The following is a 20,035-nucleotide window of genomic DNA, read 5'->3' as shown; positions in this document are numbered from 1 at the left end:
TTTGGAAGTAATTCGACTTTTTAAACTTGTGCGCAATTAGTTGTTGTTCAAATTTGATTTGCGATTGAAAAATCTTTGTACTTTATTTTCGGGTGTTTCGTGTTTAATGTCGAATGTTTCAAGAATCATTTCAAATTGAATTAAACCATCATCATAATCTTCAACTTCATATTCCAATTCATAATCTTGATAATTTAAATAGTCACTTCTATCTAAAACGAGTAAATTGCCTTGGATTTCTTTTTCTAAACGCGAAGTAGTCAAAGCACCAAGAATAACAAGCTGATTAATGTCAACATTCATTTTAGTTAATTGTTCGGTGATTTCTAATGGTAAATCATTCGCGACTAATTTTTTATTTAATTCGGGTATAACATCTGTTTCAAAATTATATTCCATTAAGCCAACTTCGGCAGGTATCTTTAAGGTCATTTCATAGTATTCATCTTTTACGCGTATTCTTAGTGCAGACTTATGTGAGCGTAAATCAAATTGCTCAGTATCTATATAATAGTTTGTTTGACTGAAGGGTTCCATGTCTGGGAAATACTTATTATATATAGATTGGTACTGTGATTGAGATAATAATTGTTTGAATTCAATTTCATTGTTAGTTGCCACGAGAAACACTCCTTTAAAGCATATAATGATTTATTCTAAAACACTTACGACATAATTTAAATTGAACTGCATTTTAAAATTTAAAATACTTTAGGTATTATGCTAAATTGTTGTCGTAACATTAGCCTTGTAACGTGTTATGTGCGATAGAATTATGTTAAAATGAGGGAGAATAAGGAGGAACAAGCATGCGTATTTATGTAAATGAAATTAAAGTAACAGAAGATAGTATTAATTGTTATACAGAAGCGTCTACAGAAGGTCTAGAAGAAGCAGGACAAATGCTTGTTGACAGTGATAATTATAGTTTTGCCTACATCTTGGATGATGGACAATCGTATTCATATTTAATTTTTGTTCAAGAAACTTGGTCTATGCTACATGAAAATAAAGGTAAGAAAATAATAATAAATGATAAATTAGAATTACAGCAGTTCGAAAGGGAATTTAATTACATATTGGATAACATACAAGGTAATTTAAATTATGGTAAAGCGTTTGTTTCCGTTGTAGAAGATACTTTCGAACTAGAGTGAAGCGGAGTGAGGCATTATGAATCAATGGGATCAATTTTTATCTCCATATAAACAAGCGGTGGACGAATTGAAAATTAAATTAAAAGGCCTTAGAAAACAATATGAAGTAGAAGACAATGCTTCGCCAATTGAATTCGTAACTGGCCGTGTCAAACCAATGACTAGCATTATTGATAAAGCAAATAAGCGTCAAATTTCTTTTGATCGATTACATGAAGAAATGTATGATATTGCAGGGTTACGCTTAATGTGTCAATTTGTTGATGACATTGAAGTTGTAGTTAATTTATTAAGACAACGTGAAGATTTTAAAGTTGTGGAAGAACGAGATTACATTAGTAATACCAAACAAAGTGGTTACCGTTCATTCCATGTTATTATTGAATATCCTATTGAAACACTAAAAGGAGAAAAGAAAATATTAGCAGAAATTCAAATCAGAACGCTAGCCATGAACTTTTGGGCCACTGTTGAACATACATTACGTTATAAATATGATGGAGATTACCCACCTGAGATTCAACATCGCCTTGAACGGGCAGCAGAAGCAGCGTTTTTACTTGATGAAGAAATGTCAGAAATTAAAGAAGAAATTCAAGAAGCACAAAAATATTATTCTAAAAAACGCTCTAAGAAACATAATAATGATTAGGGGGTGTAATCATGCGTTATACGATACTATCTAAAGGTGATTCGAAATCGAATGCACTGAAACATAAAATGATTAACCATATGAAGGATTTTCAAATGGTTGAAGACCCAGATAATCCTGAGATAGTTATATCAGTGGGCGGTGACGGGACATTGTTACAAGCTTTCCATCAATATAGCCACATGCTATCTCGTTGTGCGTTTGTAGGGGTACATACTGGTCATTTAGGATTTTATGCGGACTGGTTACCACATGAAGTAGAAAAGTTAATTATTGAAATTAATAATTCAGAATTCCAAGTCATAGAATATCCTTTGTTAGAAATTATTGTGCGTTATAACGATAATGGTTACGAAACAAGATATTTAGCTTTAAACGAAGCAACTATGAAAACAGAAAATGGTTCTACTTTAGTGGTCGATGTGAACATACGAGGTAATCAATTTGAACGATTTAGAGGTGATGGTTTATGTGTATCTACACCATCAGGTTCAACGGCGTATAACAAAGCCTTAGGTGGCGCGTTAATTCATCCATCTCTAGAAGCAATGCAAATTGCAGAAATTGCATCAATTAATAATAGAGTGTTTAGAACAGTAGGCTCGCCTTTAGTATTGCCTAAACACCATACCTGTTTGATAACACCTGTTAACCATGACACGATATTAACTACTATTGATCATGTAAGTATTAAACATAAAAATGTTAATGCTATACAATTTAGAGTAGCTAATGAAAAAGTAAGGTTTGCTAGATTTAGACCATTTCCTTTCTGGAAAAGAGTACATGATTCCTTTATCTCTAGTGGGGAAGATGAGTAATGAAATTCACATATGATATTGAATGTCCAGAAATGGTAAGAACATTTTTACAAAAAAACCATTATTCTAAGCGGACTATAAGCGCCATTAAACATAATGGCGCTTTAGTTGTTAACGGACAGCCAGTTACAGTTAGAAAACAGTTAGAAATTGGCGATGTGCTTCAAGTTCATTTAGGGCATGAAACGCCAAGTTCGAATTTGCTGCCTTTTACGGATAGATTGAATATCTTATACGAAGACGAATATTTACTTGTTGTATCGAAACCTGCACTTCAAAATTGTGCACCCTCGAGAGATCATAAACATTTGAGCTTAGTCGAGCAAGTATTAGGCTATTTTAAACAGTCATCTCTCTCAATTACCCCTCATATCGTTACTCGGATAGATCGTAATACATCTGGCATCGTTCTATTTACCAAACATGGATTTATCCATCATTTAATGTCTCAGACACAGGTTGATAAACGATATTTATGTATATGCCATGGGAGTTTGAAAGATGAAGGCTTGATTGATGCACCTATTGCAAGAGATCCATCTAGTATTATTCAACGCCAAGTTAACGTAAAGGGTAAAGAAGCGAGAACACGTTTTAAATGCCTGCAACGTTCTGAAGATTATAGTTTGAGCGAAGTACATTTATTAACTGGTAGAACACATCAAATACGTGTGCATTTTCAACATATAGGACATCCAATCGTGGGCGATGATTTATATGGAGAAAAGCACCCAATATATACACATCAATTATTACGCTGTGTACGCGTAACTTTTATTCATCCAATCACGTATAAAAAGATTGAGATAAATGATGAGTATAGCGCAATAGAATCTATATTTAATATGATATAATTTTTAACATTCATGGAGGTGGGGCCATTGGCTAATGAAAAGGATTCAATCACTTTAGAGGACGAACAAGTATATGATCAAGCGTTGTTAGATAATTTGTTGCTTGAAAACCATATCGATGAATTTAGAAATGAATTTTTAGCGATGCATACATATGAACAAAGTGAATACTTTGAAGACAGCAATGAAGAAATTCGACAAAGAATATTTGAAGTATTATCACCTGAAGAAGTAGCTGATTTCTTTGAACAACTAGAAATTGACGAAGATGAATATGAATCACTTTTTGACACTATGGATGCCGAATATGCGAGTAAAGTGCTAGAAGACATGTCTTATGATAATGCTGTAGATATAATGAATCAGTTATCTAAGCAAAAAATTGTTAGCTTACTCACATTAATGAAACGTGAAGATGCTAAAGAAATCAAAGCATTACTACACTACGAAGAAGATACTGCTGGTGGTATCATGACGACAGAGTATATTTCTTTAAAAGCGACAATGCCAGTTAAAGAAGCAATGATGCACGTAAAAGAACAAGCACCAGATGCCGAAACAATTTATGTTATTTTCACAGTAAATGATAATAAACAACTTGCAGGCGTACTTTCGTTAAGAGATTTAATTGTGGCTGAAAATGATGCATATATTGAAGATATTATGAGTGAACGTGTAATCAGTGCAAATGCGGCAGATGATCAAGAAGACGTTGCTCAAAAAATGCGAGATTATGATTTTATTGCGATGCCTGTAGTAGATTATCAAGATCATTTACTTGGTATTATAACTATCGATGATATTTTAGATGTTATGGATGAAGAAGCTAGCGAAGACTACTCACGCTTAGCCGGTGTGTCAGATGTTGATGCGACGAACGATTCCATTATAAAAACAGCTAGAAAACGCTTGCCTTGGTTAATTATATTAACATTTCTAGGTATGATTACTGCCACAATTTTAGGCTCTTTCGAAGATACTTTATCGCAAGTGGCATTATTAGCTGCCTTTATTCCAATTATAAGTGGGATGTCAGGTAATTCTGGTACACAATCGCTTGCCGTTTCTGTGCGTAATATTTCAACTGGTGAAATTTACGAGCAAAGTAAATTCAAAGTAGCACTGAGAGAAACTGGAAGTGGGTTTTTAAGTGGTTTAATTTGCTCAATATTGCTATTTTTAATTATAATGATACTTTATGGTCAACCGATATTAGCAGTGATTGTAGGCGCTAGTTTGACGATAGCAATGACAGTCGGTACATTAGTAGGCTCAATGATTCCGTTAGTTATGGATAAATTGAAAATCGACCCCGCAGTGGCGAGTGGCCCTTTTATTACAACAATTAATGATATCGTAAGTATGTTAATTTATTTTGGTTTAGCAACGTCATTTATGTCTTATTTAACGTAGGAGGGTTATATGGAATTTCTATCGCTTGTTGTCGTTGTATTAGCGGCATTTTTAACACCAATTTTAGTCAATAGACTACGTGTTAGTTTTTTACCTGTCGTAGTTGCTGAAATATTAATGGGTATCGTTATTGGTCACTCATTTTTAAATTTAGTAGAACGCGATGCGATGCTTAATATTTTATCCACTTTAGGATTTATCTTTTTAATGTTTTTAAGTGGTTTAGAAATAGATTTTAAAGCATTTAAAAAAGATAAAAGTTCGACTACACAAGAAGAAAAATCTAAAAAACAAGAACCTGGGCATTTACAATTAGCAGTTATTGTATTTATGGCTATTATGATTATTTCAATTGTATTTGCTTATATGTTTAAATGGTTCGGATTAATAGATGATGTTTTACTTATGGTAATTATTATTTCCACAATTTCTTTAGGTGTAGTAGTACCAACTTTAAAAGAAATGAACATTATGCGCACTACAATAGGACAATTTATCCTACTTGTTGCTGTACTAGCAGATTTAGTGACAATGATACTTCTTACAGGTTATGGCGCGATGCATGCTTCTGGCAGCACATCACTTTGGTTAATTGGTAGTTTAGTTGTATTTACACTTATCTTTTATTTCTTAGGAGGTATCTTCAAGAAAGCGCAGTTCCTGCAAATGTTGATGGATGGTACGACACAAATTGGAATACGTGCAGTCTTTGCATTGATCATTTTGTTAGTAGCATTAGCAGAAGGCGTAGGAGCTGAAAATATACTTGGGGCATTCTTAGCAGGTGTCGTTGTATCATTATTAGGTCCAGATGAAGATATGGTAGAGAAATTAGATTCATTTGGTTATGGTTTCTTTATTCCTATATTCTTTATAATGGTAGGGGTAGATTTAAATATTCCAGAGTTAATTAAAGAACCATCGTTATTATTAATTATACCCTTTTTAATATTAGCATTTTTAATTTCGAAATTAGTTCCTGTGTTTTACATACGTAGATGGTTCGATATGAAAACAACGATTTCTTCAGCCTTTCTACTAACTTCAACACTATCTTTAGTAATCGCATCGGCGAAAATCGCTGAACAATTAGGTACTATTTCTAGTGAAATATCAGGTATTTTAATACTAAGTTCAGTTATTACATGTGTATTTGTACCTATTGTCTTTAAAAAGATGTTCCCAATGCCAGATGAAGCAACAAGACAAATTGAAGTTAGCTTAATCGGTAAAAACCAATTAACAATACCTATCGCTCAGAATTTAACTTCACAGCTTTATCAAGTTTCACTTTATTATAGAAATGATTTAAGTGATAAACGCAAGCTATCTGATGCCATTTCTATGATTGAAATTGCTGATTATGAAGAAGAGTTATTGGAACGATTAGGGTTATTTGAAAGAAATATTGTAGTCTGTTCAACTAATGATGATGATATTAACCGAAAAGTTGCTTTGATGGCTAAAGCACATGGTGTTAAACGTGTAATTTGTAGGTTAGAATCAAGCTCTAGTGATGTTGAACTACAAAAAGAAGGCATAGAAGTATTCAGTAGTTATTTGAGTAACAAAATATTACTGAAAGGTTTAATTGAAACACCAAACATGCTTAATCTTTTAAGTAATGTTGAAACTTCATTATATGAAATCGCAATGTTAAATCATCAATATGACCAAATTCAATTACGTAATTTCCCATTCGATGGTGATATTATTTTTGTACGTATCATTAGAAATAATGAGTCTATCGTGCCTCATGGTGATACACAATTACGTTATAGAGATAGAGTGATTGTAACTGGCTCTAAAGAATATGTAGATGAATTGAAACGTGAATTAGAATTTTATTATTAGCAACGAGTATAGCGTTAAGTTAAAAAAATGATTTTTATGTACCTCTGACGCTTACTTTTATAATTAGGTTTAAAATGACTTTCATTTGATAGAAAGCGTAGATATTAATTAAATAGATTATAGATAGTAAAAAAACTGTTTAAACAATCAAACCAATGTTAAAATAAGGGATATTGGAATTGGAATCGAGTCAATGAGTCAAAGCTTTTTGATGATTTCTCGAACCGGTTTGAAATGAAAACTTTAATAAAGGAGTTATTCTCATGTTTAATTTAGAAAATAAGACGTTTGTCATTATGGGTATTGCTAATAAACGTAGTATCGGATTTGGTGTAGCTAAAGTATTAGATGAATTAGGTGCAAAATTAGTATTTACATATCGTAAAGAGCGAAGTAAAAAAGAGTTAGAAAAATTAGTAGAACAATTGAATCAAGAAACACATCATATGTATCAAATTGATGTTCAAAAAGATGAAGATGTTGTCGACGGTTTTGCTAAAATTGGCGAAGAAGTTGGAAACATTAATGGTGTTTATCACTCAATCGCTTTTGCAAACATGGAAGATTTACGTGGTCGTTTCATAGATACTTCTCGCGATGGATTTTTATTAGCGCAAGACATAAGTTCATACTCATTAACAATCGTGTCACGTGAAGCTAAAAAATTGATGCCTGAAGGTGGTAGTATCGTAGCTACAACGTACTTAGGTGGAGAATTTGCTGTTCAAAATTATAATGTTATGGGTGTTGCTAAAGCAAGTTTAGAAGCAAATGTCCGTTATTTAGCATTAGATTTAGGTGAAGACAATATTCGTGTAAATGCAATCTCAGCAGGTCCAATACGTACTTTAAGTGCAAAAGGCGTAGGCGGATTCAATACGATTTTAAATGAGATAAAAGAACGTGCCCCATTAAAACGTAATGTTGATCAAGAAGAAGTAGGTAAAACTGCAGCATACTTATTAAGTGATTTCTCTAGTGGAGTAACTGGTGAAAACATTCATGTTGACAGTGGTTATCATATCGTTAAATAATAATCCAAACACCTCTAATACGCAATGTGTAGTAATTAACATTGCACGTTAGAGGTATTTTTTAAAAACTATAAAAAGTGGCACTATGATGACAAACTAAAAAGCTGAAAGATCCTTATTAATGTAAAGGATCTTTCAGCTTTTTTAGTTAAATAACAATTTTTATAAACGAGCTAATCTTTGACGTCACTATTAGCTGCTTCAATAAGCTGTTGTCTATACCGGAATACATTACGGACGATAGATTTAATAACAGCATATAGTGGCACAGCAACAAGGATGAGTACAAAACCACCAAGGTTACCTGCTGCTAAAATCACAACAATGACTGTTAATGGATGGATGTTTAAAGATTTACCCATAACGTTTGGTGTAATGACATTTCCTTCTAGCTGTTGTGCAATCAGTGTAATGATACAGACCCAAATAAATACCGTTGGACTTTGTATAATGCCAATGATTCCAGCAGGCACAAATGCCATCCAAGGGCCTAGGAATGGAATCATATTGGCAAGACAGGCAAACATAACAAGTAATAATGTATAGTTAAGTCCTAGAATAGAATAACCAATATATAAAATGACACCTAAAATAATACTTACAGTTACTTGACCTTGAATATAAGATTTAACTGTTTCGTTTAAGTCTTTTAATAATTCAACTACGAATACTTTTCTATCCCCTTTAAACAATCTTGCAATAAAAGGAATAAATCTTTCGTGGTCTTTTAGCATATAAATTAGGAAGAATGGCACCATGATGAGTAGAAACATAGTAGAAATAAATGATGTCACGAATCCTAATGAATTAGATAATATGCTAGTAGCGCCATCGCTCATTGATTTAATCATATTATTAATTCTATCTGTTACATCTGCTGGCAATCTTTCCATTTGATCTAAAGCAAAATTAACAATGTGTTGAACTTCATTTTGTAGCGTTGGGATTTGTTTAATTAATCTTGAAATTTGTTCTATTATCAGCGGTGCAATATAACCTACAAAGCTGCTTATAATAATAACTAACGCAATCAAGATAATTGTTATACTACCCCAACGTGGAACTTTGTTTTTTTCAAGTATTTTTTGAAAAGGTAAACAGATATAGAATAAGAAGCCACTAAGTAACAGTGGTAACAATACTGATTGAATAATAACAATAAATGGTGTGAAGACACTATGGACTTCCATTACTAATTTGATTAGTAAAAACAGGATAAGTAAGGCAACGCCTGTTCTAAACCAAACCTTATTAAGCATAGGACTTTTCCTCCTAAAAATCGTATTTGAAGTACTATTCAGTATATCTCAAATAGCTACAGAACAAAAGATAAAAATTGATGTCAATTCGATGAATAATGAAATCGATTCAAATAACTTTATAGAATATTAACTAAAGTTACATAATGCATTAAATAGTGTAAAATTATTTCATTGGAAAATTTAAGTTATTAAAAATTTTTATTATTAATTCGCAATTAGAAATATATAAATTGTGAAAAAGATAACTTATGAAATGCGTTGCGCGGAATATTTTATATGTGTATAATGATAAAAAATATCATTATACATAATGGTACAACAAGGGGGATACGTTATGTTAGAGAGTTTACTTACGTGGTTGTATGATATTGTATGGAGCAAGCCTTTAGTCTATGGTTTGTTACTTACAGGGGTATTATTTTCATTTATGATGCGCTTTTTCCAAGTTAGACATTTTAAAGAAATGATACGTCTAATGTTTCAAGGGGAGAAATCACCCACAGGTATATCCAGTTTCCAAGCGATTGCACTATCATTAGCAGGTCGTGTAGGTACTGGTAATATTGTAGGTGTGTCGACTGCCATATTCATTGGTGGTCCTGGTGCGATATTTTGGATGTGGGCATCAGCGTTTTTAGGAGCTGGTAGTGCATTTATTGAATCTACACTCGGTCAGATTTATAAAAGGGAAGAAAAGGGGCAGTATCGAGGTGGACCAGCATTCTATATCGAATATGGTATCAAAGGTAAACTCGGTAAAATTTATGGTTTAATCTTTGCTGTAGTAACAGTAATTTCAGTAGGTTTATTATTACCAGGTGTTCAATCCAATGCAATTTCTAGTTCAATGAAAAATGCGTTCAGTTTTGAACCTTGGATAGTCGCAACATTTTTGGCAGTAATAATTGCTTTAATTATATTCGGTGGTATTAAATGGATTGCAAACGCTGCGACTGCAGTTGTTCCGTTTATGGCAATTTTATATATTTTAATGGCAGTTGTTATTATATTTATTAATATTGAACAAGTTCCAGCGCTATTTGCTTTAATATTCAAATCTGCATTTGGGTTTGAAGCAGCATTTGGTGGGATCGTTGGGGCAATGATTGAAATTGGTGTTAAAAGAGGTCTATATTCCAATGAAGCAGGTCAAGGGACGGGACCACATGCTGCGTCTGCAGCAGAAGTATCTCATCCAGCTAAACAAGGGTTAGTACAATCATTCTCAGTATATATTGATACACTTTTTGTGTGTACGGCAACAGGTTTAATCATTTTACTTTCAGGTACATATAATGTCACTGGTAATGCTGACATGTCAGATGGTAAAGGCAGTTTAATTAAAGATAGTGGTATTTTTGTAGAGATGTCGAATGGAGATAAAGATTATTCTGGTACAGCAATGTACGCGCAAGCTGGTATTGATAAAGCATTCCAAGGAAGTGGTTATCAATTCGATCTTGCATTCTCAGGAATAGGGTCATACTTCATTGCGATTGCACTATTCTTCTTTGCCTTTACAACAATATTGGCATATTACTATATTGCTGAAACCAATATTACGTATTTAACTAGAAAAAGTTCGAAAAAAATGACTTTTGTTTATATTAATATCACTAGAATTGTTCTCATTGCAGCTACAGTGTATGGGGCAGTGAAAACTGCTGATGTAGCATGGATGATGGGTGATTTAGGTGTAGGTATGATGGCTTGGCTAAATATCATTGCAATTTGGATATTGCATAAGCCTGCAATTAACGCGTTGAAAGATTATGAGAAACAGAAGAAAGACCTTGGATCAGGTAAAAAAGCAATTTATAAACCAGATCCTAAGAAGTTGCCTAATGCTGTCTTTTGGCATAAAGATTATCCTAAACGACTAAAAGAAGAAAAGTTTGAGGAATAACTCAGTATTCATTTTATAAAAAATTAAGTTGAAATATTTTAAAATAATGCGTCTCTTGGTACAATGTCATTAAGACTACTAGGGGGCGCATTATTTATGTATGATTTTCAACCAGGAAGAATTAATAAAATTAGTTTTCCTAGCGAATTATTAGAACGAGATGTCACATTATCTATTTATTTACCAAAAGATTTTTCAGAATTATTTAAGTATAAAGTTGTATTTTGTTTTGATGGTTTAGATTTTTTTAGTTTTGGAAGAATTCATAGAAGTTATGAAAGTCTACGTGAAGCGAATGAAATTGAAAAAGCAATCTTTGTTGGCTTTCATTATGAAGACGTTGATAAACGACGTGCAGAATTTCATCCACAAGGTGCGCGTACACATTTAACAGTTAAAGCAGTAGCGAACGAAATTTTACCTTTTATTGATCGAACGTTTCCTACATATAAAGTAGGTAATGCGCGTATAGTACTTGGAGATAGTTTAGCTGGAAGCGTAGCTTTAATGACAGCTTTATCGTATCCAAGAATTTTTAGTCAAGTTGGTTTATTAAGTCCACAACATGATGAAGTGATTCAAACTTTAATTGAACGATGTCAATTTCAAGAACAGTTAACAATATGGCATGCGGTTGGTTTAGAAGAAGCAGACTTTGAGTTACCAACAAATGGTAAGCGTGCAGATTTTCTAACGCCTAACCGTGAACTGAAATCGATTATTGAAGCAAATAACTTCACGCACCATTACATAGAGTTTGAAGGCGGCCATAGATGGAAATCATGGAAGCATTTACTCGATGATTTGCTAAAGTATTTTTTGTCAGATAATATTTCATTTTAATAATCTGAATAAAATTTAGTTTAAAGTAACGAATTTTTCAGAAATTTGATATAATGTAATTATGTTAAACAAAGGAGGAATTTAAATGATTTTAGGATTAGCATTAATTCCGTCAAAAGCGTTTCAAGATGAAGTGAATGCATATCGTAAGCGTTATGATGCTCATTATGCGTCAATTATGCCGCATATCACGATTAAGGGGCAATTTAAAATAAACGATAGCGATTTAGAATCTGTCAAAGAGACAATTAAATCTAGACTTGAGGGTATACCAGCCGTTGATGTTCATGCAACAAAAGCATCGAACTTCGCGCCGATTACCAATGTCATTTATTTTAAAGTTGAAAAAACTGAAACTTTAGAAAAATTATTCTACAAATTTAACAATGGTGATTTCCATGGCGTGCCAGATCATTCATTTGTACCACATTTCACAATTGCGCAAGGACTAACAAGCCAAGAGTTCGAAGATATTTATGGACAATTGAAATTAGCGGGTATTGATTATAAAGAAACAATTGAACAACTTTCTTTAGTTTATTACGATGAGAAAGATGAAAAATGGAAAGTATTAGATAACTTTAACTTAGCTTAAACAATGCCCATTAGTAGCATCTATGGTTGCTTACGATAAAAAATGGAATTAAAAAAAGGAGTCACTAACAAGTTGTTAGTGACTCCTTACAGAGTGTCGACAAAGTCTCCGACTTTGTTGGCGCTTTTTTGTGCACGTTTTCCGCGGGCACAGCCTCAGCCTGTAGTCTTCGGCTAGTGCTTTCCCCGCAGGAGTCGGCACAAATTACTGCCATTTTTTAAACAAAAATAATATAATATATTTAAATTAAACAGTGGTGGTGTTTGTAATGTTGGATAAATCAATCGATAAGAGAGATCAATATGAAATGATTTCAATATTGGAATTAGTTCCTAGTAATCACTTATTACGTAGAGTAGATAATATATTGGATTTAAATTTCATTTATGAACTTGTCGAAGACAAATATTGTCTTGATAATGGAAGACCATCAATAAATATGGACTCATTATCAATGAGTTTTTGTTCTATAAGTTGGGTTCTATAATTAACAAATAGGGACTTTAATAATTTATCCATGATTGGATGTACTCTAAAACGATTGATTGTTCTATATGATGGTTTTTGATTTTGAGATAACCACATCATACGAATACTATCTGAAAGTGCAGCTTCAATTCATCGTCCAGAAAATATGGATTGTGTATAAGCATAAAGAATTATTTTCAACATCATTTTAGGGTGATAAGAGGATGCACCATTTAAGTGATTGAATTCGTAGAATTCTGTTTCTGGAATTGTTTCAACAATTTGATTAACTGCGTGTGCGATATCATTGTTAGGAATCAAAATTTCAGTTTCCATTGGTAGTGTTAGCTGAGTCATATTATAATTTTTATACATAAGACACCTCGTTTTAAAATTATGTTAGAGTAGCTTTATTATACGAAGTGGCTTATTTTTTTGTATAAATTTATATAATTGTTCCGATTTTGTAAAGCGCTGACGCCTAGGGGAATAGTATGAGTTTGTAAAACAAATAATATCTCAACTCTATTGCTATATTGGCAGTAGATGACTGAAGTGAAAACGCGCATAATATTAAGCTTGTTTCACTTCTAGTCATCTTTGGCGGGGTGGGACGACGAAATCTTATTAGAAAAATTAGATTTCTGTCCCACTCCCATACCCCAGGCAAGCATGCGCTTTCAAAATCGGAGATTTTAACATAGAAAAACAGCAATCCATTAGAAACTAATAGATTGCTGTTTTAATTTGAGAATAGGATATTTATGTCCCAGGCTCCCTATTTTGTGGCTATAATCTCATTGAAAATATTATGAGTTTAGATAATATTTTCTTTTTTTAATAAAATACAAACCATAGAATATAGCTAAGAATAAGAATAATAGTGCTGAGAAATAAAATGTATTATTTACAGAAGCTGTGAATTGAGTAATTAAACCACCGACAAGTGGGCCAATCATTGAACCAAAACCTTGTACACTGTTAAATACGCCCCAAGTTTCTTCTTGCTCATCTATATGTATATGGCTTGCCATAAATGTGTTCCATGCAGGTAGTAATATACCATACATCAGACCAATAAAGATTGCCAATATCCATACAAGTGTAATATCTGTAATCAGTGATAAAGCAAATATCATTATCGTATATAGTAGAAAACCACCAAAAATGACGCTGTACATAAATAATGTGCCATGTCTATCAATGATTTTTGATAAGAAGAGCATCGAGATCGCACAACCAACACCCCCAAAGACAAGCGCCATAGTATATTCTACAGTAGATACTCCGACAACTTTCGTTGCATATGTAGGTAGGATAGGTACTAATGCCGTGATTGAAGCGCCTTGTAACAAAATACCTGGGAATAAAATCAAATGACGTTTTGAAACGTCTACGATTTGGCCTAATTGTTGCTTGACTGGTCGCGTATTATAATTCGTCAGTCTTATCTTCACGAAGTAATACAAAATCCAAGCAATAAGTACAACCAATGACATCATAAACGCAAATTTCGTCGGGTGGAACTTGAAGATAAGGTTCATGCCAACCATGCCGACAAGTAAACCGAGGAGCCATGAAAAATAAACATAACCCATTTGTTTGCCACGATTTTTTTCATCAACACTTGCAAGCATAATGACCCAAATAGGACTAACTGCTATACCGAGTAGTACTGCACTGATAATTAGAACAATCGGAGAAGTCGGGAACCAAATGACTAAGAATAAGCTACCGAATGCAAGTAGGAAACCTAATGTGAGTACGAGTTTTGTGCCTAATCGTTTAAGTAAAAAACCAATCACGAAGTTGGTTGTTGCATCAGCTATAAAATGAGCAGAAATAGCGATAGATGTGACACCTACCGCAATTGAGGTTGCTGTTGGAAGTAATGCTAAGTAACTTAATATATACATACCTCGGGCAAATTCCATTAAGAACAAAATTACTAACAAGATTATAAAGTTTTTATTTGAATGATAATTGTCTTTATTTAACGAAGAGCTTTGCATATAAAGGAACCTTTCCGTAAACTTCTTCATAGCGAGATGAATGATCTAGTAAATTTAACAAGTCATTACACAACTTGTAAGTTGAATATGGAATTCGAGATTCATTCATAGACTGAGTCATTTCTGCTATTTTTGATGGTGTATTTGTTAATGTTGCAACTTGCTGTATTGCTTCTTCAGGTGTGTCAGCAATCAAACCAAATCCTTTTTCTTCAAAGTAATTTGCATTCTCTAATTCTTGACCTGGAGCAGGATTTAAGAAAATCATTGGGGTCTGACGTGTCAAGGCTTCGGATATTGTGATGCCGCCTGGTTTAGTAATCATTAATTGGCTTGAAGCCATCCATTCATTCATATGCTTAGTATAACCTACGATGAGCACGTTGTCGTAATTTTTAAATTGCGCAGATAACGTACGTTTCAATTCTTTATTTTTACCACAAATCATTACGACTTGAGAGTGTGGACTTCGATTTAATATCTCTTGTATCATTTGATCAAAGCCTTTTGATACCCCGAAGGCACCTGCAGACATGAGTATAGTTGGTTTGTCAGGGTTTAAGTGATTTTGACGAAGCCACGATGTTTTATCAATATCCTCTTCAAATTTATCTGCAATAGGGATTCCAGTAACTTTTAAATGCGATTTAGGAATACCTATGCTAGCAAACTCCTCTTTTAAATCTTCAGTAGCTAGATAATATCTTTGAGAATGGGGAGTTATCCAATTCTTTTGCATTCTATAATCTGTCATTACAGTTGCAATTGGAATGTTCATGTCAAATTGTTCTGTCAGAACAGACATTACTGGTGTTGGGAAAGTAAGTAAGATTAAATCAGGCTTTTCCTTTAACAGTAAATTTATTAATTTATTAAGTCCATAGTATTTATAGAAACATTTGTCTAATTGGTCGGGACGACTATAGTAAAATGCTTTGTACATATTCCTGAAATATTTAAAACTGTTAATGTACCACTTTTTACATATAGAAGTCAGTATTGGGTGAGCTTCTAAAAACAAATCATGTTCAATAACTGTTAAATTGTCTAGATTCATTTCGTTAAACTGGTTCACTACACTTTGAGTAACCTGTAAATGACCATTACCAAAGGATCCAGTAAGGATTAGTATTTTTTTGTTTTGAGTAACCATTTAAGCCACCCTCCAATAGTATAAATTTAGCTCATGCTAAGTTTAACGCATTTTCTTGACATGCGAAAGAAAAAACATAATTACAAAAGATTATATCATTTTACATACTGATATGAAATGATTCATACTGAATTCAGAAATGTGTATGCAGAAAATTAAGTCATTGTATATTAATACATTACCACGCTTAATATAATGTATGCTTGAAAAGCAAAAATTAAGCGAATATATAAAAAATATTAACAAACGTGTTACATAAAATTAACAAAGCAATTTAAAGCTAATTTAAACTCAAAAAAATCATGTAATTTTCATATTATAAAAACACACATATAATAGGAAGAAATTATTAAAATCTAGATATTAGATTCTATAAAATCAAAGAAAAATGTGTATAATAGAAGTATTGGAAATAAAGGAGCGATAAATGTTGGATGCAAATTTGTTATTTGAAAAAATTAGAGTAAAACAGGTTGTCGGTACGTTAGAGAGAGATGTAACAGATATCACAACTGATTCTCGTACTGCACAACAAGGCAGCGTTTTTGTAGCATCAAAAGGTTATACCGTTGATAGTCACAAATTCTGTCAAGACGTAGTAAACCAAGGCTGCCAAATCGTCGTTGTAAGTCAGGTGCAAGCATTAGACGGTAACGTGACACAAATCATAGTACCTGATACTTTACGCGCAGCAAGTCTATTAGCAAATCAGTTATTTAATTATCCAAGCAAACAACTTGTAACTTATGGTGTCACGGGAACAAATGGCAAGACATCAATCGCTACAATGATACACCATATCTATAGAAAATTAGGTAAAGGCAGTGCTTACTTAGGCACAAATGGTTTTCAGATTAATGAAGATAAATCAAAAGGCTCTAATACTACACCAGAAACTGTAGCTTTAACTAAAAAAATCAATGAGGCTGTTGAAAAGAAAGCAGAGGCTATGACTTTAGAAGTTTCAAGCCATGGTTTGTCATTGGGGCGTTTAAGCGGTGTTAACTTCGATGTGGCAATTTTTTCAAATTTAACACAAGATCATTTGGATTTTCACGGTACAATGGAAGCATATGGACATGCAAAATCACTATTATTTAGTCAACTTGGCCAAGATTTGTCTCAAGAAAAATTTGTTGTGTTAAATCAAGATGATGAATTTTCTGAATATCTTGCATCAGTATCACCGTTTGAAGCGTTTACTTACGGCATTAATAATAAAGCACAATTTATGGCTGAAGATATAAATGAATCATTACAAGGTGTGACTTTTAATTTCGTAACACCAGAGGGTAATTTTTATGTGAAATCACCTTATGTTGGACGCTTTAATGTTTCTAATATTATGGCCGCAATGATTGCTGTTTGGAGTAAGGGTGTTAAGCTAAGTGAAATTGTAAAAGCAGTTGAAAGCTTAGAACCAGTGGAAGGCAGACTTGAAGTATTAGACCCAGCGCTACCAATTGATTTGATTATTGATTATGCACATACAGCAGATGGTATGGATAAATTAATCGATGCGGTTCAGCCCTTTACTTCACAAAAATTAATTTTCTTATGTGGTTTGGCAGGAGAAAGAGATATGGGCAAAGCGCCTGAAATGGGACGCATTGCATGCCGTGCAGATTATGTGATTTTCACACCAGATAATCCAGCTAACGATGATCCTAAAGTGTTAACACAAGCACTGGCACAAGGTGCGACACATCATAATTACATCGAATTTGAGGATCGTGCAGAAGGAATACGCCATGCGATTGATATCGCCGAGCCTGGAGATACCGTAGTGTTAGCTTCGAAAGGTAGGGAACCGTATCAAATTATGCCTGGCCATGTAAAAGTACCTCATAGAGATGATTTAATTGGTTTAGAAGCGGCATATAAAAAATTTGGTGGTGGGTCCGTTGAAGATTAGCAATATAAATTGTAATGATGTGCATTCAAATTTATATATTTATGAAGATACGAAAGCGGAAATTTATTTAATTGCGCTCCCAGAATTAAATTGGTCATTAGAAATAGATACAACATTAAATGAAGATGATATCAATGATGAACTTGTGATACACTTGTTTACGTTACTTGATGAGTCTACAGCAACTAAGGTTGCTACAGACATTGTCAGATTGATACTTGAGGATTAAAGGAGATTAAAAATGAGTATAAAGGAAGAAGTAGAATCTAGAAAAACCTTTGCAATTATTTCTCATCCTGATGCTGGTAAAACCACATTAACTGAAAAGTTATTATTATTTGGTGGTGCGATTAGAGAAGCAGGAACTGTTAAAGGTAAAAAAAGTGGGAAGTTTGCAACAAGTGACTGGATGAAAGTTGAGCAAGAACGTGGTATTTCAGTTACAAGTTCAGTGATGCAGTTTGATTATGATCACTATAAAATCAACATTTTAGATACACCAGGACACGAAGATTTTTCAGAAGACACATATAGAACACTTTTAGCAGTAGATAGTGCTGTTATGGTAATTGACTGTGCAAAAGGAATTGAGCCACAAACACTAAAACTTTTCAAAGTGTGTAAAATGAGAGGTATTCCAATCTTTACCTTTATTAATAAACTTGACCGTGTTGGTAAAGAACCTTTTGAATTATTAGATGAAATTGAATCTACTTTAGAAATTGAAACATATCCAATGAATTGGCCGATAGGAATGGGACAAAATTTCTTTGGTATTATTGATCGCGATTCACATACAATTGAACCTTTTAGAGATGAAGAAAATACACTGCACTTAAATGATGATTTTGAATTAGAAGAAGATCACAAGATGAAAAATGATAGCGCGTTTTCTCAAGCTATTGAGGAATTGATGCTAGTAGAAGAAGCGGGAGAAGACTTTGATAATGAAGCATTATTAAATGGTGAATTAACGCCCGTATTTTTCGGTTCGGCATTAGCTAATTTTGGAGTTCAAAACTTCTTAAACGCTTATGTGGATCATGCACCAATGCCGCATAGTCGTCAAACAAAAGAGGAAGTTGAAGTAAAACCTTATGATTTAGATTTTTCAGGATTTATTTTCAAAATCCAAGCGAACATGGACCCTAAACATAGAGACCGTATTGCCTTTATGCGTGTAGTGAGTGGTGCATTTGAACGTGGCATGGACGTTACATTACAACGTACGAAGAAAAAACAAAAAATCACACGTTCAACATCATTTATGGCTGATGATAAAGAAACAGTAAACCATGCGGTAGCTGGAGATATCATTGGTTTGTATGATACTGGTAATTACCAAATTGGTGACACGTTAGTCGGCGGTAATCAAAAATTTAGTTTCCAAGAACTGCCACAATTTACACCAGAACTATTTATGAAAGTTTCAGCTAAAAACGTTATGAAACAAAAGCACTTCCATAAAGGTATTGAACAATTAGTTCAAGAAGGTGCGATTCAATATTATAAAGCACTACACACAAACCAAATTCTTATTGGGGCAGTAGGGCAGTTACAATTTGAAGTGTTCGAACATCGCTTGAAAAATGAATACAACGTCGATGTTGTCATGGAGGCAGTCGGTCCGAAAATTGCACGTTGGATAGAAAATGAAGAAGAAGTTAAAGATAAGATGAGTACATCGCGTTCAATTTTAGTTAAAGATATTTATGAAAATTATGTATTTTTATTTGATAATGAATTTGCAACAAGATGGTTTGAAGAGAAGTTTCCAGAAATTAAATTATATGGTTTGTTATAAAACTATAATTTGTGTATAATAACGATATTAATAGAATACCTATGACTTTGTAGTCAGAGGGGAGTAACTCAACTGTTATTAAAAAGATATATGAAGCATGCATTTATATGCTTAAGGAAAATACTTTATATATCTTTTTAACATAGTCATTTTATCGTCATTACGAAGCTTAATTGCTTCCGGTAAAATGGGCAGATACAAACTGTCGAGTGAGACCTTTGCTAATAGTGAATAACGCGATCGATTTGTTCTTTAGTGTAAAAAACTAAGTGAACTAAATTAAATAGCGGCA

General features: G+C 33.2%; 18 protein-coding genes and 1 pseudogene. 14 read left to right on the top strand and 5 right to left on the bottom strand.

Translation table 11 applies throughout. From position 1 onward, the window contains the following. Positions 1–36: 36 nt before the first annotated feature. Positions 37–621 (bottom strand): CYTH domain-containing protein, encoded by a 585-nt coding sequence (locus AAA453_RS11485; RefSeq protein WP_285322879.1) that lies wholly within the window; start codon positions 619–621, stop codon positions 37–39. Positions 622–809: 188 nt separating this feature from the next. On the opposite strand from AAA453_RS11485, the gene AAA453_RS11480 reads away from it, so the two are divergent. The 7 genes from AAA453_RS11480 to fabI all read left to right on the top strand — a co-directional run bounded on the left by AAA453_RS11480 (position 810) and on the right by fabI (position 7,785). Then, on the top strand, positions 810–1,157 hold the full coding sequence (locus tag AAA453_RS11480) for a hypothetical protein (protein WP_069818041.1): 348 nt from the start codon (positions 810–812) through the stop codon (positions 1,155–1,157). Positions 1,158–1,173: 16 nt separating this feature from the next. Next, a complete protein-coding gene (locus AAA453_RS11475) occupies positions 1,174–1,809 on the top strand; it encodes a GTP pyrophosphokinase (protein WP_002508093.1) in 636 nt (211 codons plus the stop codon). A gap of 11 nt (positions 1,810–1,820) precedes the next feature. Then, a complete protein-coding gene (locus AAA453_RS11470) occupies positions 1,821–2,630 on the top strand; it encodes an NAD kinase (protein WP_069818042.1) in 810 nt (269 codons plus the stop codon). Then, a complete protein-coding gene (locus tag AAA453_RS11465; protein WP_427705073.1) occupies positions 2,630–3,484 on the top strand; it encodes an RluA family pseudouridine synthase in 855 nt (284 codons plus the stop codon). The genes AAA453_RS11470 and AAA453_RS11465 overlap by 1 nt, the downstream gene beginning before the upstream one ends. Positions 3,485–3,511: 27 nt before the next feature. After that, on the top strand, positions 3,512–4,897 hold the full coding sequence (gene mgtE, locus AAA453_RS11460; protein WP_426406540.1) for a magnesium transporter: 1,386 nt from the start codon (positions 3,512–3,514) through the stop codon (positions 4,895–4,897). Positions 4,898–4,906: 9 nt separating this feature from the next. Beyond that, the gene (locus AAA453_RS11455) at positions 4,907–6,751 is read left to right on the top strand and encodes a monovalent cation:proton antiporter family protein (RefSeq protein ID WP_069818045.1); all 1,845 of its coding nucleotides are present in this window, start codon (positions 4,907–4,909) and stop codon (positions 6,749–6,751) included. Between the two features lie 263 nt (positions 6,752–7,014). After that, positions 7,015–7,785, top strand: a complete 771-nt coding sequence (gene fabI, locus AAA453_RS11450) for an enoyl-ACP reductase FabI (RefSeq protein ID WP_285322885.1) — start codon at positions 7,015–7,017, stop codon at positions 7,783–7,785. A 173-nt stretch (positions 7,786–7,958) separates the two neighbouring features. Here the strand turns inward: fabI and cozEa are convergent, their stop codons facing one another. Next, positions 7,959–9,044 (bottom strand): lipoteichoic acid biosynthesis protein CozEa, encoded by a 1,086-nt coding sequence (gene cozEa / locus AAA453_RS11445; protein ID WP_427705071.1) that lies wholly within the window; start codon positions 9,042–9,044, stop codon positions 7,959–7,961. A 337-nt stretch (positions 9,045–9,381) separates the two neighbouring features. On the opposite strand from cozEa, the gene AAA453_RS11440 reads away from it, so the two are divergent. From AAA453_RS11440 to AAA453_RS11425, 4 genes are all read left to right on the top strand, one after another. Continuing rightward, the gene (locus tag AAA453_RS11440) at positions 9,382–10,953 is read left to right on the top strand and encodes an alanine/glycine:cation symporter family protein (protein WP_427705069.1); all 1,572 of its coding nucleotides are present in this window, start codon (positions 9,382–9,384) and stop codon (positions 10,951–10,953) included. 96 nt (positions 10,954–11,049) lie between these two features. After that, positions 11,050–11,796, top strand: coding sequence for an esterase family protein (locus AAA453_RS11435; protein WP_069818049.1), 747 nt, complete (start codon positions 11,050–11,052; stop codon positions 11,794–11,796). An 85-nt stretch (positions 11,797–11,881) separates the two neighbouring features. Continuing rightward, positions 11,882–12,391, top strand: coding sequence for a YjcG family protein (locus AAA453_RS11430; protein ID WP_002508084.1), 510 nt, complete (start codon positions 11,882–11,884; stop codon positions 12,389–12,391). A 268-nt stretch (positions 12,392–12,659) separates the two neighbouring features. Next, positions 12,660–12,878 (top strand): hypothetical protein, encoded by a 219-nt coding sequence (locus tag AAA453_RS11425; protein ID WP_427707079.1) that lies wholly within the window; start codon positions 12,660–12,662, stop codon positions 12,876–12,878. Here AAA453_RS11425 and AAA453_RS11420 read toward each other — a convergent pair. The 3 genes and pseudogenes from AAA453_RS11420 to AAA453_RS11410 all read right to left on the bottom strand — a co-directional run. Further along, positions 12,818–13,234: pseudogene (locus tag AAA453_RS11420) on the bottom strand (transposase); the annotation flags it as partial. The gene AAA453_RS11425 and the pseudogene AAA453_RS11420 overlap by 61 nt on opposite strands. A 434-nt stretch (positions 13,235–13,668) precedes the next feature. Next, on the bottom strand, positions 13,669–14,871 hold the full coding sequence (gene ltaA, locus AAA453_RS11415; RefSeq protein WP_427705066.1) for a lipoteichoic acid biosynthesis MFS flippase LtaA: 1,203 nt from the start codon (positions 14,869–14,871) through the stop codon (positions 13,669–13,671). Then, positions 14,849–16,024, bottom strand: a complete 1,176-nt coding sequence (locus AAA453_RS11410; RefSeq protein ID WP_069818204.1) for a diglucosyl diacylglycerol synthase — start codon at positions 16,022–16,024, stop codon at positions 14,849–14,851. Before AAA453_RS11410 ends, ltaA begins: the two co-directional genes overlap by 23 nt. A gap of 430 nt (positions 16,025–16,454) precedes the next feature. Between AAA453_RS11410 and AAA453_RS11405 the strand changes: the two genes are divergently transcribed. Genes AAA453_RS11405 through AAA453_RS11395 form a run of 3 tightly spaced genes read left to right on the top strand, consistent with a single transcriptional unit; the run spans position 16,455 to position 19,743 of the window. Then, a complete protein-coding gene (locus AAA453_RS11405; protein WP_427707062.1) occupies positions 16,455–17,939 on the top strand; it encodes a UDP-N-acetylmuramoyl-L-alanyl-D-glutamate--L-lysine ligase in 1,485 nt (494 codons plus the stop codon). Further along, positions 17,929–18,168, top strand: coding sequence for a YueH family protein (locus tag AAA453_RS11400; protein ID WP_427705064.1), 240 nt, complete (start codon positions 17,929–17,931; stop codon positions 18,166–18,168). Before AAA453_RS11405 ends, AAA453_RS11400 begins: the two co-directional genes overlap by 11 nt. A 12-nt stretch (positions 18,169–18,180) precedes the next feature. Beyond that, the gene (locus tag AAA453_RS11395) at positions 18,181–19,743 is read left to right on the top strand and encodes a peptide chain release factor 3 (RefSeq protein ID WP_069818206.1); all 1,563 of its coding nucleotides are present in this window, start codon (positions 18,181–18,183) and stop codon (positions 19,741–19,743) included. Positions 19,744–20,035 lie beyond the last annotated feature (292 nt).

The sequence above is a fragment of the Staphylococcus parequorum genome (assembly GCF_039237145.1).
Classification (GTDB): domain Bacteria; phylum Bacillota; class Bacilli; order Staphylococcales; family Staphylococcaceae; genus Staphylococcus; species Staphylococcus equorum_A.
Note: the sequence above shows the minus strand (reverse complement) of the source record. Positions and strands in the feature narration are given on the sequence as shown.

Bases quoted from the DNA above. Each gene is read 5' to 3' on its own strand.
- AAA453_RS11425 (WP_427707079.1), top strand. From the start codon at position 12,660: ATGTTGGATAAATCAATCGATAAGAGAGATCAATATGAAATGATTTCA.
- AAA453_RS11435 (WP_069818049.1), top strand. From the start codon at position 11,050: ATGTATGATTTTCAACCAGGAAGAATTAATAAAATTAGTTTTCCTAGC.
- AAA453_RS11465 (WP_427705073.1), top strand. From the start codon at position 2,630: ATGAAATTCACATATGATATTGAATGTCCAGAAATGGTAAGAACATTT.
- AAA453_RS11430 (WP_002508084.1), top strand. From the start codon at position 11,882: ATGATTTTAGGATTAGCATTAATTCCGTCAAAAGCGTTTCAAGATGAA.
- AAA453_RS11440 (WP_427705069.1), top strand. From the start codon at position 9,382: ATGTTAGAGAGTTTACTTACGTGGTTGTATGATATTGTATGGAGCAAG.
- AAA453_RS11480 (WP_069818041.1), top strand. From the start codon at position 810: ATGCGTATTTATGTAAATGAAATTAAAGTAACAGAAGATAGTATTAAT.
- AAA453_RS11395 (WP_069818206.1), top strand. From the start codon at position 18,181: ATGAGTATAAAGGAAGAAGTAGAATCTAGAAAAACCTTTGCAATTATT.
- AAA453_RS11455 (WP_069818045.1), top strand. From the start codon at position 4,907: ATGGAATTTCTATCGCTTGTTGTCGTTGTATTAGCGGCATTTTTAACA.
- AAA453_RS11475 (WP_002508093.1), top strand. From the start codon at position 1,174: ATGAATCAATGGGATCAATTTTTATCTCCATATAAACAAGCGGTGGAC.
- fabI (WP_285322885.1), top strand. From the start codon at position 7,015: ATGTTTAATTTAGAAAATAAGACGTTTGTCATTATGGGTATTGCTAAT.
- AAA453_RS11410 (WP_069818204.1), bottom strand. From the start codon at position 16,024: ATGGTTACTCAAAACAAAAAAATACTAATCCTTACTGGATCCTTTGGT.
- cozEa (WP_427705071.1), bottom strand. From the start codon at position 9,044: ATGCTTAATAAGGTTTGGTTTAGAACAGGCGTTGCCTTACTTATCCTG.
- ltaA (WP_427705066.1), bottom strand. From the start codon at position 14,871: ATGCAAAGCTCTTCGTTAAATAAAGACAATTATCATTCAAATAAAAAC.
- AAA453_RS11470 (WP_069818042.1), top strand. From the start codon at position 1,821: ATGCGTTATACGATACTATCTAAAGGTGATTCGAAATCGAATGCACTG.